This is a genomic window from Verrucosispora sp. WMMA2044 (assembly GCF_027497155.1).
In the GTDB taxonomy this organism is placed as follows: domain Bacteria; phylum Actinomycetota; class Actinomycetes; order Mycobacteriales; family Micromonosporaceae; genus Micromonospora; species Micromonospora palythoicola.
The window spans coordinates 1-20,940 of sequence record NZ_CP114913.1 but is presented as its reverse complement, the minus strand read 5'-3'; the positions used below and the strand labels follow the sequence as shown (position 1 = coordinate 20,940).

Annotated in this window: 19 protein-coding genes; 3 read left to right on the top strand and 16 right to left on the bottom strand. The window is 71.7% G+C overall.

The genetic code is table 11. The annotated features are described in order from the left end of the window. Window positions 1-15: 15 nt before the first annotated feature. The 7 genes from O3597_RS00095 to O3597_RS00065 all read right to left on the bottom strand — a co-directional run bounded on the left by O3597_RS00095 (window position 16) and on the right by O3597_RS00065 (window position 7,522). Entirely contained in the window at window positions 16-1,596 is a 1,581-nt protein-coding gene (locus tag O3597_RS00095; RefSeq protein ID WP_164448462.1) for a uroporphyrinogen-III synthase, read from the bottom strand. Next, entirely contained in the window at window positions 1,593-2,564 is a 972-nt protein-coding gene (gene hemC, locus O3597_RS00090) for a hydroxymethylbilane synthase (protein ID WP_216592845.1), read from the bottom strand. The genes O3597_RS00095 and hemC overlap by 4 nt, the downstream gene beginning before the upstream one ends. Continuing rightward, window positions 2,561-3,889 (bottom strand): glutamyl-tRNA reductase, encoded by a 1,329-nt coding sequence (locus O3597_RS00085; protein ID WP_281602938.1) that lies wholly within the window; start codon window positions 3,887-3,889, stop codon window positions 2,561-2,563. The genes hemC and O3597_RS00085 overlap by 4 nt, the downstream gene beginning before the upstream one ends. Beyond that, window positions 3,886-4,656 carry a redox-sensing transcriptional repressor Rex gene (locus O3597_RS00080; RefSeq protein WP_164448464.1) on the bottom strand — a complete coding sequence of 257 codons (771 nt, stop codon included), beginning with the start codon at window positions 4,654-4,656 and terminating at the stop codon, window positions 3,886-3,888. The genes O3597_RS00085 and O3597_RS00080 overlap by 4 nt, the downstream gene beginning before the upstream one ends. A gap of 337 nt (window positions 4,657-4,993) precedes the next feature. Then, complete coding sequence (locus O3597_RS00075) at window positions 4,994-5,662, bottom strand: HAD hydrolase-like protein (protein ID WP_281602937.1); 669 nt, start codon at window positions 5,660-5,662, stop codon at window positions 4,994-4,996. A gap of 38 nt (window positions 5,663-5,700) precedes the next feature. After that, on the bottom strand, window positions 5,701-5,952 hold the full coding sequence (locus O3597_RS00070; RefSeq protein WP_093403479.1) for a glutaredoxin family protein: 252 nt from the start codon (window positions 5,950-5,952) through the stop codon (window positions 5,701-5,703). Then, window positions 5,945-7,522 (bottom strand): AMP-binding protein, encoded by a 1,578-nt coding sequence (locus O3597_RS00065; protein ID WP_281602936.1) that lies wholly within the window; start codon window positions 7,520-7,522, stop codon window positions 5,945-5,947. The genes O3597_RS00070 and O3597_RS00065 overlap by 8 nt, the downstream gene beginning before the upstream one ends. Window positions 7,523-8,061: 539 nt before the next feature. Between O3597_RS00065 and O3597_RS00060 the strand changes: the two genes are divergently transcribed. Both O3597_RS00060 and O3597_RS00055 read left to right on the top strand, forming a co-directional pair. Then, window positions 8,062-9,009: an ECF subfamily RNA polymerase sigma factor, BldN family gene (locus O3597_RS00060; protein ID WP_164448467.1), complete on the top strand. Its 948-nt coding sequence runs from the start codon at window positions 8,062-8,064 to the stop codon at window positions 9,007-9,009. Between the two features lie 282 nt (window positions 9,010-9,291). Further along, a complete protein-coding gene (locus tag O3597_RS00055) occupies window positions 9,292-10,152 on the top strand; it encodes a DUF5667 domain-containing protein (protein WP_281602935.1) in 861 nt (286 codons plus the stop codon). A 144-nt stretch (window positions 10,153-10,296) separates the two neighbouring features. Here O3597_RS00055 and O3597_RS00050 read toward each other — a convergent pair whose 3' ends face one another. Together O3597_RS00050 and O3597_RS00045 are read right to left on the bottom strand one after the other, a co-directional pair. Beyond that, window positions 10,297-13,251: a hypothetical protein gene (locus O3597_RS00050; protein WP_281602934.1), complete on the bottom strand. Its 2,955-nt coding sequence runs from the start codon at window positions 13,249-13,251 to the stop codon at window positions 10,297-10,299. A gap of 52 nt (window positions 13,252-13,303) precedes the next feature. Then, window positions 13,304-13,738, bottom strand: coding sequence for a hypothetical protein (locus O3597_RS00045; protein ID WP_281602933.1), 435 nt, complete (start codon window positions 13,736-13,738; stop codon window positions 13,304-13,306). 293 nt (window positions 13,739-14,031) lie between these two features. On the opposite strand from O3597_RS00045, the gene O3597_RS00040 reads away from it, so the two are divergent. Next, window positions 14,032-14,664 carry a hypothetical protein gene (locus O3597_RS00040; RefSeq protein WP_164448470.1) on the top strand — a complete coding sequence of 211 codons (633 nt, stop codon included), beginning with the start codon at window positions 14,032-14,034 and terminating at the stop codon, window positions 14,662-14,664. On the opposite strand, the gene O3597_RS00035 is transcribed toward O3597_RS00040, so the two are convergent. The 7 genes from O3597_RS00035 to O3597_RS00005 form a co-directional block, all read right to left on the bottom strand. Beyond that, window positions 14,606-15,505 (bottom strand): lysophospholipid acyltransferase family protein, encoded by a 900-nt coding sequence (locus O3597_RS00035; RefSeq protein ID WP_281604660.1) that lies wholly within the window; start codon window positions 15,503-15,505, stop codon window positions 14,606-14,608. The two genes, O3597_RS00040 and O3597_RS00035, sit on opposite strands and share 59 nt — an antisense overlap. Window positions 15,506-15,567: 62 nt before the next feature. Continuing rightward, window positions 15,568-16,641 (bottom strand): NAD-dependent epimerase/dehydratase family protein, encoded by a 1,074-nt coding sequence (locus O3597_RS00030; RefSeq protein WP_281602932.1) that lies wholly within the window; start codon window positions 16,639-16,641, stop codon window positions 15,568-15,570. Between the two features lie 117 nt (window positions 16,642-16,758). Then, window positions 16,759-16,860: an AURKAIP1/COX24 domain-containing protein gene (locus tag O3597_RS00025; RefSeq protein ID WP_007465623.1), complete on the bottom strand. Its 102-nt coding sequence runs from the start codon at window positions 16,858-16,860 to the stop codon at window positions 16,759-16,761. A 221-nt stretch (window positions 16,861-17,081) separates the two neighbouring features. Beyond that, on the bottom strand, window positions 17,082-17,291 hold the full coding sequence (locus tag O3597_RS00020; protein ID WP_007465625.1) for a helix-turn-helix domain-containing protein: 210 nt from the start codon (window positions 17,289-17,291) through the stop codon (window positions 17,082-17,084). A gap of 225 nt (window positions 17,292-17,516) precedes the next feature. Beyond that, window positions 17,517-18,701 carry an ABC transporter permease gene (locus O3597_RS00015; RefSeq protein WP_281602931.1) on the bottom strand — a complete coding sequence of 395 codons (1,185 nt, stop codon included), beginning with the start codon at window positions 18,699-18,701 and terminating at the stop codon, window positions 17,517-17,519. Next, entirely contained in the window at window positions 18,698-19,408 is a 711-nt protein-coding gene (locus O3597_RS00010; RefSeq protein ID WP_164448473.1) for an ABC transporter ATP-binding protein, read from the bottom strand. The genes O3597_RS00015 and O3597_RS00010 overlap by 4 nt, the downstream gene beginning before the upstream one ends. Next, on the bottom strand, window positions 19,405-20,793 hold the full coding sequence (locus O3597_RS00005) for an HlyD family efflux transporter periplasmic adaptor subunit (protein ID WP_164448474.1): 1,389 nt from the start codon (window positions 20,791-20,793) through the stop codon (window positions 19,405-19,407). The genes O3597_RS00010 and O3597_RS00005 overlap by 4 nt, the downstream gene beginning before the upstream one ends. Window positions 20,794-20,940: the final 147 nt, after the last annotated feature.

Here is a 20,940-nt window from a genome sequence, read left to right as displayed (position 1 = left end):
CCGGAGCCGGACCGGCTACCGGAACCTCAGCGCGGTCGGCCCCTGGACCTTCGAACCGCGGCGCTGCTTCGCCGGCATCGCGGCGAGCTTCTCCCGCAGCTCGACGGCGTAGCCGGCGAGCGCCTCCACCAGATCGGGCACCGACGCGTGCGGCGGCTGGACGTCGACCCGCAGGCCGAACTCCGTCGCGGTCTCCGCCGTCTTGGGCCCGATGACAGCCACAACGGTACGCGTGTGCGGCTTGCCGGCGATGCCGACCAGGTTCCGGACCGTGGAGGACGAGGTGAACAGCACCGCGTCGAACCCGCCCGACTTGATCGCGTCCCGGATCTCGGCGGGCGGCGGAGCGGCCCGGACCGTCCGGTACGCGGTCACGTCGTCGACCTCCCAGCCGCGCTCGGTGAGCCCGGCGGCGAGTGTCTCGGTGGCGATGTCGGCACGCGGCAGCAGCACCCGGCCGACCGGGTCGAGCACCTCGTCATGCGGCGAGAACTCGGCCAGCAGCCCCTCGGAGGACTGCTCACCGGAGGGAATCAGCTCCGGCTGGATGCCGAAGGCCCGGACGGCGTCGGCGGTGGCGTCGCCGATACAGGCGATCTTGACGCCGCCGAAGTGCCGGGCGTCCAGCCCGTGCTCGGCGAACTTCTCCCAGACCGCCCGCACCGCGTTGACCGACGTGAAGATCACCCAGGCGTACCTGCCGTCGACCAGGCCCTTGACCGCCCGCTCCATCTGGGCGGGGGTACGCGGCGGCTCCACCGCGATGGTCGGCACCTCACAGGGAATCGCTCCGTACGCACGCAGCCGGGCACTCATCGCGCCGGCCTGCTCCTTGGTGCGGGGCACCAGCACCTTCCAGCCGTACAGCGGGCGGTTCTCCCACCAGCTGAGCTTGTCCCGCTGACCCACACCGTCGCCGACGGTCAGCACGACCCGGCCGGTGAAACCGAGTGCCGCCGCGACGAAGGAGTCCACGGTCGACGTGGTGGTGTACTGCGTCTCCCCGGTGCCGTCCCCGGTCACTCCGACGTCGGTGGCGCCGTTCACGCCGGCGGCCAGCAGCCCGTCCCGGATCGCGGCCAGGTCACCGGCGTCGACCGCCAGCGCCAGCGAACCGCGTTGCACGGCCGCCGCCAGCGCGTCGAAGTCCAGGACGCTGACGTCCTCGACGTCGGCGGCGGTGCGTACGCCCGGCAGCGGCACGCCCGCGTAGGTGGCCACCCCCTCGGCCTGGCCGACTCCCGGAACCACCTCGAAGTGCGCGGCGGTACGCGCCACCGCCTGCACCTCCTTGACCACCGAGTCGTGGCCGAACGGATCGCCGGCCACCAGGTGCACCGCGTTCTGCCCGGAGCGGGCCGCCGAGATCAGGATCTTGGCCACGTCGCCCGGCGCGCCCTCGGCCGGGGTGAACTGGGCGTCGGAGCTGGCCTCGGCCCGGACGACGTCGAGCAGCGACTCGGGTACTCCCCGGTCGTACACCACCTGGTCGGCGCCGACCAGGGCGTCGTGCGCCCGGCGGGTCAGCAGGCCCGGGTCGCCGGGTCCTGCCCCGACGAACGCGATACGGCCTACGGGCTTACGGGTGCGGGTCATTCTGTGCTCCCAAATTGCTGGGTCCCCGGGCCGTCGTGTCCTTGCGGGCCGAGGATCGAGTCGGCGCCGAGGTCGAGGAGTTCGGCGGCGAGTGCCTTACCGATCTCCGCCGCGTCGGCGGGCGTACCGGTGCGGGACAGCCGGACCTCGTGCGTACCGTCCGGGCTGATCACCGCCCCGCGCAGGTAGATCTCATCACCGTGCTCGCCCTCGGCGAGTTCGGCGTAGGCGGCGACCGGAGCGGAGCATCCGGCCTCCAGGGTGGCCAACATCGCCCGCTCCGCGGTGACCGCGGCGCGGGACGGTGCGTGGTCGAGCAGGGCGAGCAACTCGACCAGGTCGGTGTCGTCGAGCCGGCACTCCACCGCCAGGGCCCCCTGCGCCGGGGCCGGCAGCATCAGCATCGGGTCGAGCGTCTCGGTGACGGCGTCGGCGCGGTCGATGCGGGTCAGGCCCGCCCGGGCCAGGACGACGGCGTCCAGGTCGGCCTCCGGGCCGAGCACCCGGGCCAGCCGGGTGTCGATGTTGCCCCGGATCGGGGTGACCGACAGTGGCATACCCAGCGCGTGCAGCTGGGCGATCCGGCGCAGCGCGCCGGTGCCGACGACCGCGCCGGGCGGAAGTTCGGCAAGCGTCCTGCCGTCGCGGGCGACGAGCGCGTCGCGCGGATCCTGGCGCGGCGGCACCGCGGCGATGTGCAGCCCCGCCGCGGTCGCCGTGGGCAGGTCCTTGTAGGAGTGGACCGCGAAGTCGATCGTCCCGGCGACCAGTGCGTCACGTAGCGCGGAGACGAACACGCCCACCCCGAGGCGGTGCACCGGCGCGTTGGACCGGTCGCCGGCGGTCACCACCTCGACCAGTTCCACGGGACGTCCGGTACGCGCCGTCAACGCCTCGGCGACCTGCCCCGACTGGGCCATCGCCAGCTTGCTGCCCCGGGTACCGAGGCGCAGTGGGGCCTCGTTCATCGCTCGCCTCCGGTGGGTGGGGTGATGTCGGGCACGGTGTCCACCGGCGAGGTCTGCGGGACCTGGAGGTCGAACAGTTCCCGCAGCAGGGCCGTGTACTGGTCGCCGCCGGGTTCGGCGGCGAGCTGACGGACCCGGACGGTCGGCTGGTGCAGCAACCGCTGGACCACCCGGTGAACCGTACGGGCCACCTCGGCGCGCTGGTCGTCGCTTAGGTCGGGACGGCGTTGCGCGAGCCGGCGCAGCTCGGCGGTGACCACGTCGTCGGCCCGGCCGCGCAGCGCAGCGACGGTCGGCGCCACGTCGGCACCGCGCAGCCAGCAGAGGAAGGACTCGACCTCGCCGGCCACGATGCGCTCGACGGCTGCGGCGTCGGCGGCGACCGGGCCGTCGGCGAGCAGCGCCGCCATCCGGTCGATGTCGATCACCTCGACGCCGGGCAGCTCGGCGACGCCGGGGCCGACGTCTCGCGGCACCGCGAGGTCGAGCAGGACCAGTGGGCCACGCCCAGGGGCGCGGTCGGCGGTCGCGGCGGCGACCACCTCGCGGGTGAGGACCGGCTCGGGCGAGGCGGTGGCGGCCACCACGACGTCCACCGTGGCAAGTGTGTCGGCCAACTCGGCCATCGGTCGCGCGCCGGCTCCGTAGGACTCGGCCAGCCGGACGGCGCGGTCGGTGCTCCGGTTCGTCACGGTCAGCGGTCCGGCACCGAGCCGGGACAGCGTCGCCACGCCCAGCGAGCCCATCGCCCCGGCGCCGACGATCAGCGCGGGTCGACCCGTGAGGTCGTCGTCGAGGTGACCGGCGGCGAGTCCCAGCGCGGCGGTCACCACGCTCTGACCGGCGCGGTCGATGCCGGTCTCCGAGTGGGCCCGCTTACCCACCCGCAGCGCCTGCTGCATCAGCTCGTGCAGCAGCCGCCCGGCGGTGTCGGCCGCACTGGCCCAGTGGTAGGCGTCACGTAGCTGCCCGAGGATCTGCGCCTCGCCGATCACCATCGAGTCCAGACCGGCGGCCACCCGGAAGATGTGATCCACCGCAGCCGAGTCGAAGTGCACGTAGAGGTGGTTGGCCAGCGCGGCGGGCTGGCAACCCGCCTGCTCGGCGAGCACGGCACAGATGTCGCCGAGGCCGCCGTGGAAGCCGGAGACCGCCGCGTAGACCTCCACCCGGTTACAGGTGGAGACGAGGACGGCCTCGCTCACGTACGGCTGCGCGATCAGCCGACCCAGCGTGCGGTCGAGCCCGCTGGGTGACACCGCGAGTCGTTCCAGGGTGGCGACCGGTGCGGTGCGGTAGGACGCGCCCACGACGAGGAGTTTCACGTGCCGATCGCCTCCTGGCTCTCGGTGACCGCGAGACCACCGGGAAGGGCGGTCAGGGCGGACCCACCGGCGGCGGGCAGCGCGGTCAGGGATGCCTTGCGGTGCTCGTGGAACGACAGGATCTGCAACTCGATGGCCAGGTCGACCTTGCGCACGTCGACCCCTTCGGGGACCGAGAGTACGCACGGCGCGAAGTTCAGGATGCTCGTCACGCCGACGGCGACCAGCTGGTCCGCCACCCGTTGCGCGGCGGCGGCCGGGGTGGCGATGACACCGATCGCGATGGATTCCTCGGCGGCCACCCGGGGCAGTTCGTCGATGTGCTGCACGACCAGCCCGTTGATCTCTTCGCCGACCCGCTCCTGATCGGCGTCGAGGAGGGCGGCGATCCGGAACCCACGGCTGGCGAAGCCGTCGTAGCCGGCCAGGGCGTGACCGAGGTTACCCACGCCCACCAGGGCGACCGCCCGGCGCTGGGTGAGCCCGAGCACGTACTCGATCTGATCGATCAGCAGCCCGACGTCGTAGCCCACGCCCCGGGTGCCGTACGAGCCGAGCTGGGACAGGTCCTTACGGAGCTTTGCCGAGTTCACCCCGGCGGCATTGGCCAGCCCTTCGCTGGAAACCGTCTCGTGACCGGTTTCCGCGAGGTTGTGCAGGGCACGGAGGTACTCGGGGAGCCGGGCCACCGTCGCCTCGGGCAGGTCCGGGAGCGCCGGTACGGCACCTGCGCGGCCGGGCGCGCCAGGGTGACGGTGCTGACTCATGAGACTCCGTGCGGTGCGATCCTCGACCAACTCCACCGGTCGGCCGTTTCGGGACTCCCGCCGGCGACCGATGGTGCCGGCTGTGCTAGCGGGGCGCGTCGGAATTACAGAGTAGGCGCTTGTGAAGACGTGCACAAATCGCGATCTTGCTGGCACGGCCCGCGTCCCCACCGGCCCCTCCATCCCACAAGATCGATCACCACCTCGCCATCGGCGCCCGCGCGATTATCGCTCAATCCCGACTTCTCTGACCAATCACACGTAGCCCCGACTCCCCTTCCAATTCGCCGATCATGAAGTTGTCGCCCCGACACGCCGGATTTCCCGCGCGACAACGTCATGAACGGCGCAGTGGGTCGGTGGAACTGGTGGCGAGGGTCACGGCCTCGGTAAGCGAGTCGGCGACGGGGTGGCCGGAGGCGAGCAACCGGGCGCGATCGGTGAAGCCGCCGCTGTAGAGGACGGCGCGGGCGCCGACGGACCGGGCCGCGTCAGCGTCGTCGAGCGAGTCGCCGATCAGCACCACCGACCGGCCGTCGACACCCAACGCGTCGAGATGCCGCGCCAGCGACTCCGCCTTGCGGTCGCCACCGATCTGCGCCCGCAGCCCGTCGACCCGGGCGAACCGGCCGGTCAGGCCGTACGTCTCGACGGTGGGTATCAGCTCGTCGTGGAACCACATCGACAACAGGGACTGGCTGCCTGACCAGGCCGCCATCGCGTCCACGGCGTCGTGCGCCATCTCACAACTGGTCAGACCCACCCGGTACGCCTCGTGGAAGATCTTGTCCAGCCGACCGAAGGCGTCGTCGTCCACCGCTCGGCCGAGGATCTCCGCGTAGTAGTCGGCGATCGGTCGGCGGAACCTCACCCGGTGCTCGTCGGGGGTGACGCTCGGCCCGCCCTCGCTGGTAAACACCGCGTTGGTGCAGGCCACCACGAGGCTGAGGTCGTTGAGCAGGGTGCCGTTCCAGTCCCACACCAGATGAGCGCTCGCAGGGGTCATCGCCGCACCCTATCCGGCCGCACCCCCGCGCGGCGGCCTCAGAGCTGCGGGGTGGTCAGGTCGCGCAGCAGCCGTTCCTCCTCGACCCGCCAGTAGCCGTGTTCCCTGCCGTCGAGCAGCACCACCGGCAGCCGGTCGCCGTACTCGCGTTCCAGCTCCACGTCGCCGCTGACGTCCCGCTCGGTCCACCGGTCGCCGGTGACCGCGACCACCCGGTCGAGCGCCGCCTTGGCGTCCTCACACAGGTGACAGCCGGGGCGGGTGATCAGCGTCAGGCGGGGTTCACGCATCGGTCTCCTCCGTCGTACCGAGCAGGGTCTTGCGTACCTTCCCGATCACCGAGCGCGGCAGCACGTCGACGAACTCGACCTCGGTCGGGCACTTGAATCTGGCCAGGTTACGTGTGCAGTGCGCGATCAGCTCGGTACGTGCCACCGCGGCCTGCGGCCTCGGCACCACGTACGCCCGCACAGTCTCCCCGGTCCTCGGGTGCGGCACACCCACTACGGCGGACTCCGCCACCGCCGGATGGGCCGACAACACCAGCTCCACCTCGTGCGGATACACGTTGAAGCCGTTGACCAGGATCAGCTCGCCGATCCGGTCGACCAGGAAGAGGTCGCCGTCGGCGTCGGCGTACGCCACGTCGCCGGTGGGCCACCAGCCGTCCGCGTCCGGTCCGCCCGCGCCGTCCGGCCAGTAACCGGAGAACAGGTTCGGACCACGCACCACCAGCTGTCCGGGATCGGTGCCCGAGGCCGGGTCGGTGAGGTCCATCTCGTCCGGATCGTCGTCGAGCGCGGCGACTCCGTCGCGCCACAGCTCCGTACCGTCCGCACCGACCAGCCGCACCTGCACGCCGGGCAAGGGACGGCCGATCGAGCCGGGCCGGGGTTCGCCGCCGACCAGGGTCGAGGTGAGCACCGGGGCGGTCTCGGTCAGGCCGTACCCGACGTGTACCGGACGCCCGGCGGCCTCGGTGAAGCGCGCCGCGTCGGCCGGCTCCAGCGGCGCCGCGCCGCACACCACGATCCGCACCGCGGCCATCGCCTCGGCGAGGGTGTCGGTGCCCGCCCGGGCCCAGGCCTGCACCATCGACGGTACGCCCACCAGGACGCTCACCCGGTGCCGGGCGATCTCGGCGAGCGCCGCGTCGGGGCCCGCGTCGTCGACAAGTACCCCGGTCGCACCATGGTGGAGCACCGCACCCAGCCCGGAGTTCAGCCCGTAGGCGTGGAACAGCGGCAGGGCCAGCAGCACGGTGTCGTCCGGGCCGACCACCGGCGGGTCGATCCGGCCGATCTGTTCGTGGTTGGCCGCCAACGCACCGTGGGAGAGCATGGCTCCCTTCGGCCAGCCCGAGGTGCCCGAGGTGTAGAGCAGCATCGCAAGGTCGTCGGCGCGTTGGGCCGGAAACGTCCGGTCGCCTTCCGCCGTCGGTGCGCTGGTGTGCACCGCGACCAGCGCGGGCAGGTCCAACTCCCCGGCCAGGTCCCGGATCCGCTCGGTGCCGATCAACACCGACGCGCCCGAGTCGGCCAGGACGTGTCGCAACTCGCGCGCGGTCAGGCCGGGGTTCACCGGTACCGCGGTCAGCCCGGCGCGCAGCGCGCCGAGCAGGCTGATCACGAAATCCGGCACGTTCGGCAGCGCCACGGCGACCCGCGCCCCGGGCCGGGTCGCGTCGGCCCCCGGCACGGCGACCAGTGCCCGGGCCGCACCGCTCACCGCCTCGTCCAGTTCGGACCAGGTGATCGTCCGATCCTGCCAATGCAGGGCGGGCTTGCCCGGGTACCGCGCCGCCGCCCGGCGAAGACGGTCGGCGAGGTTGGGACCGGAGACCGAGTCAGGATCCTGCACGGTGGCTGAGTCTGGCACAGCCCGACCCGCACGGCCACGCCCGCGAGTCCCGTCCACGGAACCGGACCGCGTCACCGACGGTGCGGTACAGGTGCGACGGCGACGCACCGCGGGTGCCCGGCCCGGTGCTGTCGCCGGTCTCCACCAGACCCCGGCACTCGACATCGATCCCGCCCGCTACCTGCACGAACAGCGGTTCCAATGGGGATCATGTGAGTCGTCTGTTGTCAACCACACCCGACGGACAACCGGTCCGCCGGGTCGACGACACGTCAGGAAATACTTCGGCCCTGTGTAACGGACTTGCCACGCGCGGGTGACGTTGGCCCTATCATCACTCGGGTCGGCTCACCCCATTTGCCGTGAGTCGACACCCCTCAGCCCGAGGAGGCCCCCGTGCCGTTGAGCGCATTGGACCAGCACCTCAAGGGGATCTGCCGCCCGTCGGCACGCCCCGGAGCCCCCCTGCCCGACGCGGCGCCGACCGGTCGACCGGTCGTCGCCAGCCCGGCGGCCACCGGCGGAACGGAGGCGGCGCGATGACCACCTTCGGCTTCGCCGAGCGTCCGGTCGGCCTGACCGGACCGGCCGCCCGCGCTCCGATCAACGAACGCGGCGGTGCCCACGGCGCACCGGACGCGTCGGCCAATCTCGCCGTCCGGGGTGACGGCGCCGCGCGACGGGTGGGCAGTCGGCCCCACCAGAACGAGCCGCCACATCGACCACCCGTGCCCGGTGGGAACGCCAAACCCGCCGGCGGTCGGGTCGCCTCCCCGAACCGCCCGACGATGCCGGCTCAGGCTCGGCGCAGTGGGGACGCACCGGTCACCGAGGTGTCCACCACCGAGACCGCGGTCCTTCCCGCGGTGCCCGCGACGACCGGCACCTCGACCGGGTTCCCGAGCCGCCCGGATCCCTCCGATCCGGCCACCGAGGTCTGGGCCCTCGTCGAACGCGCCCAGGCCGGCGAGGCCGAGGCGTTCGGGCTGATCTACGACCGCTACGTGGACACGGTGTTCCGCTTCGTCTACTTCCGGGTCGGCAACCGGCAACTCGCCGAGGACCTCACCTCGGACACCTTCCTGCGCGCCCTCAAGCGGATCGGCAGCTTCACGTGGCAGGGGCGCGACCTCGGCGCCTGGCTGGTCACCATCGCCCGCAACCTGGTCGCCGACCACTTCAAGTCCGGCCGGTACCGGCTGGAGGTCACCACCGGCGACGTCCTCGACGCCGATCGGGAGGATCGAGGCCCGGAGGGCAGCCCGGAGGCGGCGGTGGTGGAGCACATCACGAACGTCGCCCTGTTGAGTGCGGTGAAACGCCTCAACCCCGAACAGCAGGAGTGCATCGTGCTCCGCTTTCTCCAGGGCTTCTCGGTAGCCGAGACCGCCCGGGCGATGGGCAAGAACGAGGGTGCGATCAAGGCGCTGCAGTACCGGGCGGTCCGGGCCCTGGCACGGCTGCTCCCGGACGGCTTCCAGCCGTGACCTTCCGGCACCGTCACGAGGGTCGCCCGCCCTGGTCGGCTGCTGGGCACCCAGACCTGACAGCGATCACTTTGCGTAATTTCGGCACCGGCCGGGCCGTAACCCGCCCCCGGCACGGCGCGTTTCTCCGGGTGCGACCGGTGACAGGCCGGGAGCCCTCGGGGGCCTCCGGATGACCTGCGACGGTGCCGACGAGGGCCCTCCGCCGTGATGTCACGAGGTCATCGGTCGCTGGCGGTAAACGCGGCCGACCGGCCGTGACCAGCGAGAGGAGGTGCCACGGTGGACAACGCCCTCTTCTCCCGTCGGCGCGCCGAGCGCTTCGCGCAGCTTCTCGACGAAGCCAACGGCGGCAGACGTCATCACGTGCGATCCAGGGACGACGACCAGCTCGCACCACTCGTCACGCTCGGCCGGCAGCTCGGTGCCAACGCGCCGGACGCCGGGGTCGACCCGGAATTCCGCACCGGCCTGCGGGCGATGTTGCTGGCCACCGCCGTTCGGGAGGGTGTCGGCGCGCCGGCCCCCGCCCGCCCGGCCGAGAAGGCGTCTTCCGGTCGTGGGTCGCTGCTGCCCCCGGTGACCGCCCGTCGGGCCCGCGCTCGCGGTGCGATTCTCATCGGCATCGCCGCCGGTGCCGTGGCCGTTTCCGGCATCTCGGCCGCCAGCGAGGACGCGGTGCCCGGTGACGCGCTGTACGGCATGAAGCGTGGCACCGAACGGGCGCAGCTCGCGCTCACCAGCTCCGACATCAGCCGGGGTCAGCTCTTTCTCGACTTCGCCCGCACCCGATTGGCCGAGGCGGCCACGGTGAAAGGCAGCCCCGGTGGATACCGGGCGGTGCTCGACGACATGGACGCGGACACCCGGCAGGGCGTACGCCTGCTCACCGGGGCGGCCGCGCAGCGCTCGGATCCCGCGGCGCTGGCCGCGGTCGACGCGTTCCTCACCGACCAGCGGCGTTCGCTGAGCGCGCTGGAGGGTCGGGGCTCCCGGATCGACCGGGCGCGCACCGGCGAGTCGCTGGCGCTGCTCGAATCCGTCGCCGAGCGGGCTGACGCCGTACGGGCCGCCATCGGCTGCGGCCGGGAGTTCACCGTCAGCAGCGACACGCTCGGCCCGATCCCCGCCGCCTGCTCCTGACCGGTCAGGCGCTCATGGCCCGCCAGGCACCGGACCGGTGCGGCTGTTCGCCTGGCGACCTCACCCCACCGACCGGTCCCGCCTCGGACACCAGAGCTGATGCCCGAGGCGGGAGAGACGGCGGAGCGGTTTTTCCGGCTGCCGTCAGTAGTCGTCGCCGCAGGAGTGACCGGCGTTGCTGCCGATCGGCACGAACGCGATGGTGTCGAACGCGACCGCGTCGAAGTTCTGCGTGTGTGCCGTCCCGACATTGTTCAGTTGCACCTGCGCTCCCCGACCCAACTCGTACGAGCCCAGGTAGACCCACTTGTCCTCGCCGAGGTTGGCGGGGTTCGGGTTCGGGATACCGCCGGGCAGCGCCCAGCCGGCTTCCTCGGCGAGATCGAGCGCACAGGTTCGCTGTTCGCCGATCGTGCCCGTGGTGATCAGGTACTCGGCGTTGTGGTAGTCCGCGCCGTGGCTGGGCACGTGGGCGACGATGTCGTAGCGGGCGCGTTCCCCGGGTACCAGATCCAGGTTCGGCGTCCAGGAGCCGACGATACGGCGCTTCGGGTTGCTGCTGTTGACATACGTGAACCAGATGTGGCCCTTGTAGCCCGCGCCGATCTGGTGCAGGTCGATCTCGGCGTACGGGGCCGTGCCGCCGCCGGCCGGAAACCCACGGCGGATGGTGAACTTGCCGTCAGTCGCGCCGATGTCGCACCCGAGGTTGTACTGCCCGGTGTCGTTCAGCGAGTAGACCATCGACATCCGCTTGTTCCGGTTGCGGTTGCCGTTCTTGTCGCCGGTGAACGTCTCGCAGTTGCGTGGGTAGATGCGCTTCACTCCCGGCTCGGCGGCGCCGGACCCGTAACTGAGTTTTTCCCGGGCGCACTCCTCCATCAGGCAGTTGCCCGACGTCGCGTGGCCGTGCCACCAACAGGCTTCGGAGTCCGCCGGGCAGCCGTTGGTGGCCGGCGAGCAGCTGTTGACCTCGGAGCAGAACGCGTAGCGGTCCGGGATGGACAGCACCTTGGTGAAGCGGTCCGGGTAGATGGGCGAGTTGGAGCTGTACTCCGGATGCGAGTACGCCTCAGTCATGATCGGGAAGCCCTTCATCTGCGGCGTCTCCACCCAGCCCATGATCCGCTCTGGGTACGCCCAGTCGTTGGGCCGCTCGGCGTCGGCCATGGTCGCGCGCAGGAACGGCTCCCGGTTGGCCGGGTACCTCGGGTTGGCCGGGTTGTTGAACCACCCGATCCCGAAATAGCCCTTCTGGAGGTCGGTGTTGCGACGGTCGTACGGGTAGTAGCCGCTGTTGTACGCCCAGACGGCGAGGAACCAGTTCTCGACCCAGGTCGGGTCGTTGTTGTTCATGTAGCTCTTGTACGCGTTGAGCTCGGTGTTCATCTGGTTCCACTTTTCGATCAGGATGTTGAGCCCGGCGGCGAGGTTTGCCGCGTAGTCAACGGCGATCGCCCGGCGCTGCGTGTCGGTGAACACGTTGCTGTCCACCCGCATCCCGTCGGTGACCTGACCGATGCCGTACCCGCAGTCGGTCTTGCTGTAGTCGATGACGTCGAGATTGTCATGGTTGCCGTAGTAGCTGGCGATCAACGGGTTGCCGGTGTCACCGGGTACGACCCGCCACGACGCCTGGGACAGGTTCGTCTCCTGGGCCAGGACGGCGAGCATGATCTGAGCCGGCACCCGACCGCCGCCGACGAGCTGGCGCAGCGGGAACAGACCCTGGGGTTGGTACGCGGGCAGGCCGGCCTTCAGGTAGTTCGCCGGCCGGGTGACGTTGAGCCGTCCGTGTACCGCCTGGTTGACAGCCCACTCGACCATGTCCGGGCTGGGTTGCAGGGGCTGCACCCGGGGGTCGTTGCGCGGGATCGCGCACGTCGGGCTGCCGACGTCGGCCGCACTCGCGGCGGCGCGGCCTGACGCGGTGCCGGCGCCCAGTTCGACGTCGAGCTTCGGTGCCAGGGTGGTGTCCAGCGTGTGGACGGCACCCTGCCCGCTGACCGTGGCCCGCACCGCCACCCGTACGTCGCCGGCGTCGGCCGGGTCCGCGGGCCGCAACGGCTGGCCGACCGCGCGCATGCTCTGCTGCGTGACCACCTCCTCGGCGAGGAGGTGCCCCTCGGCGGAGAGTGCGCGCACCTGGCGGACCGCCGGGAGGACGCTCAGCTCCGACTGGCTGCCGCGCATGCTCACCTGCCCGACCAGGGCGTTGCGACCGCCGCGCTGCCCGAAGAGCTGGAGCCGCTCTCGGGGGCCGGTCGCGGTGACGGTCAGCCGGCCGTTCCGGAACCGCTGGGCGACCGCCTGTTCACCGTCCGCGCTCACCAGGTCGATGCCGCTGCCGGCGGTGGCCTGCACGGCGAACGGTTGGCCCTGCGGCCGGGCCAGTCGGGTGGTCTTGCCGGTGGCCTCGACGCGCACCAGCTGACCGCCGAGGATGCCGTAGTCGCCGTCAGGCGCCGGGGTGGGCGTGGTGAGTTGGCCGTCGACGCGACGGGTCTTGGTCACCCGGCCCTCGGCGGCGTCGACGGTGAGCAGTTCGGTGGTGAGCGCGAAGTCGTCACCCACGGATCGGGTGAGCAGGGCCCGGTCACCTGGCCCGCAGGCCGGGTTGAAGTAGGCCAGCTCGACGCCGGTCGCCACGTGGGTGGCCTTGCCGGTGGCGATCTCCACCACCGCCGCGAGGGCACCCGCGCGGGACAACTCCGGCTTGTTGGCGGCCTTCTTGGGCGCGAAGACGGCGACGGCGTACCGACCGGACCCGGTGACGCAGACGGCACCCGTCCACGGACCGACGGCGAGTGAGCTGGACGTCAGGATGGCCAGGGTGGACCACCCGAACGCATCGGACTCCCGGGCCACGTAAAGGTGGTATCCGTCGGTGTCACCGGCCCCGGTCACCAGCACGTCGGTGGACTTCCGCCAGGCCTTGCCCAGCGCCTCGTCCGGTGCGGTGAAGGCCGCCGGCGCAGCTTGCCGCTCCGGCTCGGCCGCGCCGGCCGGAGCCGACACCTGCACTCCTGCGGCCGGTATCACGACCAGAGCGGTCGCGGCGGCGATCAGGCGCCGCAGTTTCCTCTTCAGTGAACGCACGATTCCCCCGTCATTACACTGTGGATGGTCATCTTCTTACGGCCGGTGCGGGTCAGCGCCACGAGGTGCACGCGTTGTAGCCGCCGGAGGGAAAGTCCATGTCCGGGTCGACGCCCTTGTGGCTGCCGCAGAACTTGACCGACTGCTGCCAGTCGACCATCGGCGTGGTGTAGTTTCCCTCGTTGCCCATCTGGAAGAAGTCCGCTGCCTCGTTGACGCCGCCGTACTCGCTCTGCGTCCAGAGCTGCGCGTACAGGAAGCTGATGAGTTCGGGGGCGTTCAGCTCACCCCACATGGCCTTGCAGGCCGGGCTGTACCACAGGTCGCCGCGCGTTGGCTGGGTCACGTCCGGATCGACGAGAGTGAAGCCGTTGATGGCAAAGGCGCCGTCCCGGCAGCCCTCGGCCGCCGCCATCTTGCCGCGGCACCCGGCTCCGACACAGCCGGGTGCGGCCGCTGCCGGAGCGGGCGGTAGCAGGAACAACATCCCAAGGACAAGAATGGACAAATAGGATAAGTGCGCGCGAAAGTCGCTCACGTTTCCCCCGTGTGGTGACTACCGACAAGACATCGAAAGTCTTACAGCTTTGACTCCGTGACACAACGTTGACCCCACCCAGACGCAGTGCTAGCTTGGCCCGGTCGCACGGGGTCCGATGTGGCCACGGTGCACGACGACGGGGGACACGCATGACGGACCGGGACGGAGCTGAAGCGCGCCCGTCACCGCGGTTTGGCCGGCGCGGATGGATCCTGCTGGCAGGGCTGACCCTGTTGGTCGTGGTCGCGGCCGGCCTCGGCGGGGCAATGTGGAACGACGAGCGCGAACCGGCCGGCACCGCCGGGCCGGCGGGGCTCACACCCGTCGCACCGACAGGCGATACGCCGCAGGTGCCGGAGCCGGCACCCAGCGGCGAGGCGAGCGACCCGCCGTCCGCCGCGCCGCTGCCGCCCATCCCGGGCACCACTGTGGAATCCGTCGCAGCCGGATGGCGCAAACGCTGGGACACCCCACCGAAGGCTTCCAGCCGTGGCTACGACACCACCGCGCCGATGCCCGGCACCGGCCTCCGCACCCGCTACGGCGTGCTCAAGAGTCCAACCGGCGACGGCGAGTCGGTCGCCACCCTGTTCTGCCTGGTCCCTGACAGCAAAGTGGACATCAACGAGCGGTTCCTCAAGGCTGTGGTCGACGCCTGTCTCGCTCCCGCCCTACGGTCGGAGGAGCCGGCGGCTCTGCTGTCCTGGCTGGCCCAGCAGGACTATTCGGCCGACGTCTATGAGGAACTACCGCTCACCCGGTTCGACGCGACGGTGACGGCCGTGCGGGGCAGCTTCTCCCTGCACCTGAGGTCTAAGGGCCGAACGGGTCAGGCCGACGCTCCAGCAACTGGTGCAGGGTCTGCTGGATAGTCTCCCGTACCTGGTCGGCGAGGTTGAACACGACAAGCGGATCGTCCGCGGAGTCCATCAGGTGCTCCGTCGGGATCGGCGGGCAGAACTCGATGAGCCACTTGCTCGGCAACGGCACCATGCCCAGCGGCCCGAGCCAGGGGAAGGTCGGGGTCACCGGGAAGTACGGCAGCTTGAGCAGTCGGGCCAGTGGTTTGATGTCGGCGAGCATCGGATAGATCTCCTCGCCGCCGACGATGGCCACCGGGATGATCGGAGTGCCGGTGCGCAGTGCCGCCGAGACGAAGCCTCCCCGACCGAAGCGTTGCAGCTTGTAGCGTTGCGCGTACAGCTTGCCGACGCCCTTGAAGCCCTCCGGGAAGACACCCACCAGCTCGCCGTGGCGCATCAGCCGCTCGGCGTCCGGGTTGCAGGCCATCGTGCCGCCGGTCTTGCGGGCGATCTCGGAGACCACCGGCATCCGGAAGACCAGATCCGCACCGAGCAGCCGCAGGTAGCGGTGGTCCGGGTGCTCGTGGTGCAGCGCGGTGGAGAGGATCAACGCGTCCAGTGCCACGGTGCCGGAGTGGTTGCCGACGATCAGCCCTGCCCCGTCCGTGGGTACGTTCTCCAGGCCGGTGACCTCGGTACGGAACCAGTCCCGGTAGAGCCGGCGCAGCAGGGGATGGAAGACCGCTCCGGTCAGGTCGCGGTCGAAGCCGAACTCGTCCACCTCGTAGTCGCCCGCCAGCCGGCGGCGCAGGAAGGCCAGCCCGGCGGCGACCCGGCGGTCCCAGACATCGCCCGCCTGGTCGGAAGCGGCCGGACGGTGCCCGTTGCGTCGCGTCGGGTCGAGAGCCAACGGCGCCGGCACGGCGTACCGGCCGTCGAGGCGTGCCTCGTCGTGTCGTTCCTCGGGCCCGGTCACGACCGCTCCCGGACGGCGGCCCGAACCTGCCGGATCTGGTCCAGCACCAGCTGCTCGGCGGCGGCCAGTTGGTCCCGGGTCACCACGGCGCGCCCGTGATGTGCCCGGATGAAATCGTCGAAGGCGGCGGCGGTCGAGCGGGGCGTGAAGGCGTACTCCCGCTCCAGCCGGGAGATGTCCACCACCCGTCCGTGCACGAAGAGGTCGACCTGGTCGAGGCCGTAGCGACCGAAGCCCATGACCCGGGCCAGCGCGACGGCACCGGACAGGCCCGGCTCCAGCACCGGCACGGCGACCCGACCGGCTCGACGGATCGCCTGCGACAGCGCGAGCACGCCGGGCCCGGCGACGTTGAAGGTGCCGGGATGATCACCGACGACCGACCGGTGCAGCACCTCCAGCGCGTCGTCGAAGTGCAGGAACTGCAACCGGGCGTCCCGGCCGAAGATGGTCGGCACCACCGGCTGCGCGAAGTAGCGGGTGAGCGTGGTGTCCGCCGTCGAGCCGATGAACGGTGCGAAGCGCAGCACGGTGGCGGTGACGTCACCGCGTCGACGACGAAAGCCTCGGACGTACCCCTCGATGTCGAGGATGTCGCGGCCGAAGCCGCCCCGCGGCACCTCACGCGGCTCGGTCTCCTCGGTGAAGACGGCCGGATCGCGGAACGAGGCGCCGTACGCCGCGGTGGAGGAGCGGACCACGATCTTGCGTAGCCGTGGTGCCCGTTGGCACGCGGCGAGCAGCTGCATGGTGCCGATGACGTTCTGCTCCTTCATCGCCGCCCGGCCACCGTGTTGCGGATCAGGGGAGCTGACCAGGGCCAGGTGCACCACGGTGTCCACGTCGAGGTCGGCGAGGAGGCCACCGACCGAGCCGGCGTCGACCCGGATCCGCTCCACCTGGTCGAGCAGTGCGTCGACCTCGGGCCCGGGCTCCGACTGGTCGATGCCGATGACCCGGTCGATCCGCGGGTCGGCGGCGAGCCGGGCGGCGACGTGCGCGCCGAGATAGCGACTGACCCCGGTCACGACGACGACCCCCGGAGGGCTCTGGGAGCCACCGGGGGTCATGTCTCGCACCCACCCCGGCAGGTGGGACCGAGCCGGGGCAGCCACGGCCTGATCACCTGAGCCTCCGAGGGTCGACAGTTGGCAAGGGACGGACGCCGGGACCAGGCCCGGCGTCGGTCACTTGCCGAGACGGCGACGCTGGACGCGGGTCTTGCGCAGCAGCTTGCGGTGCTTCTTCTTAGCCATGCGCTTGCGGCGCTTCTTGACCACCGAGCCCATACGACAGCCTTTCGATGCAACGTGCGGCGCGACCGGGAGGACACCACGAACCCGTGGCGTCGGCGACCGCTTGCGGACAGGGACCGGACCGGCGGGAAGGGCGGCGGAGCGCACCAGCGGTCACGATCGGAGTCCAGCGTAGCGAAACTGCGTCAGCAGGACCAACGCGCCCCCGCTCGATGCCCGTTCCACCGGGCCCGCGTGACCCGGCCGCACCAGGGTCAGGCGGTCTCCTGGAAGGCGCCGCGCAGGTACTCGTGGACCGCGTGTTCCGGCACCCGGAACGACCTGCCCACCCGCACCGCGGTCAGCTCGCCGCTGTGCACCAGGCGGTAGACCGTCATCTTCGACACCCGCATGACCGTTGCCACCTCGGCGACGGTCAGGAACTTGACCTCCGACAGCCGACCGTCGGACTGCGACCCGGCCATGGCTCACCCGACCCATCCCATGCCCGGCGCGTGCCGCCACACGGGTCCTCCCGCGCGGCCGGCGACGCGCGTGTTACCAGTACGGTAGCGGGACGGCTGTGACCGGCGCGATCCCTTCCTGCAACTGATCATGGATCGTGCCGGTGCGGCGGCGAAAAACCCCTGGTCGGGTAGCGTCCTCAAGATTCTGGCGACGATCAACCTCGGCCGCGGGTATCGGGGAGGTCACTCGGCGCGCAGGGCCACCACCGGATCGAGCCGACCGGCCCGCTGGGCGGGTACCACCCCGAAGACGATGCCGACCGCCGCCGAGACGCCGAAGGCCAGGACCAGCGACCACCAGGTCACCGCCGCCGGGATGGGTGAGAGCGCGGCCACCAGCAGCGCGCCGCCCACCCCGAGGGCCATCCCGGTGAGCCCACCGACGGAGGTCAGCAGCACCGCCTCCAGCAGGAACTGCACGCCGATGTCCCGGGGTCGGGCCCCGACCGCCTTGCGGAGCCCGATCTCCCGGGTCCGCTCACGAACCGAGACGAGCATGATGTTCGAGACGCCGACCCCGCCGACCAGCAGCGAGATGCCCGCGATGGCGGCCAGCACGCCGGTCAGGATGCCGAGGATGTCACCCAGCACACCGAGGATCTGCTCCTGGGTGACGGCGCTGAACTCCGTACCCGGGTGTCGGCCGTTGAGTTCGGCCACAATCCGGTCACCCAACTCGTCGATCCGTTCCCGGTCCGGCGCCTTCACCGCGATGGCGTCGACCCGCTGGGTGCCGTAGAGCCGCTGCGCCGCCGTCACCGGCACGTGCACCTCGTCGTCCCGGTCGACCCCGAGGCTCTGCCCGAGCGGGGTGAAGACACCGATCACCCGGAAGCGGACACCCGCCACGTTGATCTGCTGGCCGACCGCCTCCCGGTCCGGGAAGAGGGACCGGGCCACCGCGTCGCCGAGCACCGCCACCCGCCGGCCGGTGTCGACATCGGCACGGGTCAGGTAACGGCCCCGGCCCAGTTCCCGGGCGAAGACCGTCGGGGTCGTCTCCAGCACCCCCTGGACGGTCGTGAAATCCTCCCGGTTCCCGGCCCGCACGGTCGCGCCCGAGGCGACCGTCACGGCCACCCGGTTCGGATCACCGACCACCCGCCCGACCGCGTCCACGTCCTGCAGGGTGAGTGGGGACAGCGCCGGCGCGCTGCCCACGTCCAGCCGTCCCGGAACCACCAGCAGCAGATTGGAGCCGAGCCCCTCCACCTGCTGTTCCACCCGCTGCTTGGTGCCGGTGCCGATGGCCACCAGCAGCACCACGGAGGCCACCCCGATGACCACCCCGAGCATGGTCAGCGCGCTGCGCATCCGGTTCGCCCGCAGCGCGTCCCAGGCCACCCGCCACGCCTCGGCCAGCCTCATGTGCCGGCCCCGCCGTCCGCCGCGCTGTCGGCGACGACCACACCGTCCCGCATCGCGATGCGCCGCCGGGCCCGGGCCGCCACCTCCGCGTCGTGGGTGACCATCACCAGCGCCACCCCGGACTCGACGTTGAGTCGTTCCAGCAGTTCCAGCACGGCCGCGCCGGTGGTGCTGTCCAGGTTCCCGGTCGGCTCGTCGGCCAGCAGCACGGTCGGGTCGGTGACCAGGGCCCGGGCGATCGCCACCCGCTGCTGCTCGCCGCCGGAGAGTTGGTTGGGCCGGTGGTGCAGCCGGTGCCCCAGGCCGACCCGGCCGAGCATCGCGGCGGCGCGCTCCCGCCGCTGGCGCGCGCCCACCCCCCGGTACACCAGCGGCAGCGCCACGTTGTCCACCGCCGAGGTACGCGGCAGCAGGTGGAACGCCTGGAACACGAAGCCGATCGTCTCGTTGCGCAGCCGGGCCAGCTCCGGAGCGGACAGGCTGCCCACCTCCCGGCCACCGATCACCAGCCGGCCGCCGCTGGGCCGGTCCAGGCCGCCGAGCAGGTGCATCAGCGTGGACTTGCCGGACCCGGAGGGCCCGATCAGCGCCACGTAGTCGCCGGCTCCGACGGTCAGCGACACACCCCGCAGGGCGGGCACCGAGACCCCGTCCAACTCGTACGTCCGGGACACGTCGAACGCCTCGATGGCCGGACCCCGGCTCACCCGATCTCCTGGCCCTCGCGGACCTGGTCGGTACCCCGGACGACGATCCGGTCCCCGGCCTGCACTCCGTCGACGATCTGCACCAGGTCCTGGCCCTGCACGCCGACGGTGACCACCGCCTGGTCGGCACGGCCGTCGCGGACCAGCCAGACGGTGTCCCTGCCGTCGACCGAGAAGAGCGCCGACGCGGGCACGGTCACCGCGTCCGCCTCCTCCCGGACCCGCAGTCGCAGCACCGCGTTCATTCCGGGGCGCGGGGTGGGCGCCGGCTCGGCCTCACCGAAGCTGCCGGCGCCGAGCGCGAGTCGTACCCGGTAACTCACCCCGCCCCGGGCGGAGGTGCTGGGCAGCACGTCGATCGAGCGGACCGTCGCCGGGTAGCTGGCACCGGTGACGGCGTCCAGTTCGACGGTGCCGGTCAGCCCGGGCCGGACCAGCAGCACGTCCGTCTCGTCGACCTCGGCGAGCAGACCCAGGTCGCGGGTGTCGACCACGGTCAGCACCGCGGTGCCGGCGGTGACCCGACCACCCACCGGTATCGCGGTGTCCACCCCGGGCGGCGGGCCGGCCGGCGCGCCGAGGGCCTCCGCACCGACGCCCGCCGGCATCCCACCGGACTCCAGCAACCCGGCGAGCGCCCCCGCCGAGCCGCCGCCGCTGCTGACGCCGCCCGGTTGCACCACCCCGGCGATCGGGGCGCGCAGGGTCAACGCGTCGACGGTCGCCTTGGCCAGGTCGTACGCCTGCTGAGCCTGGAGTCGCTGGGCGGTGGCGAGCGCGCTGACGGCGGAGTTCAGGTTGCGCACGCCGCGCTGCACCTCCCGTACCGCCCGGTCGGCGGCCCGGGCCGCCGCGTCGTACCGCCGCTGTGCCGCCTCGACCTGGGTGAGCAGCGCCTTACGCAGCTCCGGGTCGTCGATCCTCGCCGCGGCGGCGCGGGCGGCGGCGTGGGTCTGCTCGGCGGCCCGGTCGGTGCCGCGCAGGGAACCGACGAGGTCACCGCCGCCACCGCCACCACCGGCGCGCTTCGCGGCGTTCAACGCGTCACGCGCCTGGCGGAGCCGTTCCCGCGCCGACGGTGAGCTGATCACGGCGAGCACCTGGCCCCGCTTGACCTGCTGCCCCGGCTTGACCCGGAGTCGGGCCAGCGTGCCGTCCGCCGGGGCGGTGAGGGTGGCCGCCGCACGCGCGACGACGGTGGCGGGGGCGTCGATCTCCTCCGCCACGGCCGCTCGGCCAGCGGCGGCGAGGGTGATCGACGGTTCGTCGCCACCGCAGGAGGCGGCGGTGGTGACGGTCAGCACGGTGACGGCGAGCAGGACGGTGGGCAGACGGAGCCGCATGGCTGGCAGCCGCGGCGAGTCGGAGCGGCGCACGCGACACATGCTACGAGTCGCTGTCGATGTCGGCCCTGCCAGGGCCCCAGGTCAGCGCACGGCCTTGCGGACGTACGCGGCGCACTCCTTGCGCAGGCTCGCCCAGGACTGACCGAAGATCTCCTCGGTGGTCTGCGCCGGTGGCCGCAGGTCGTA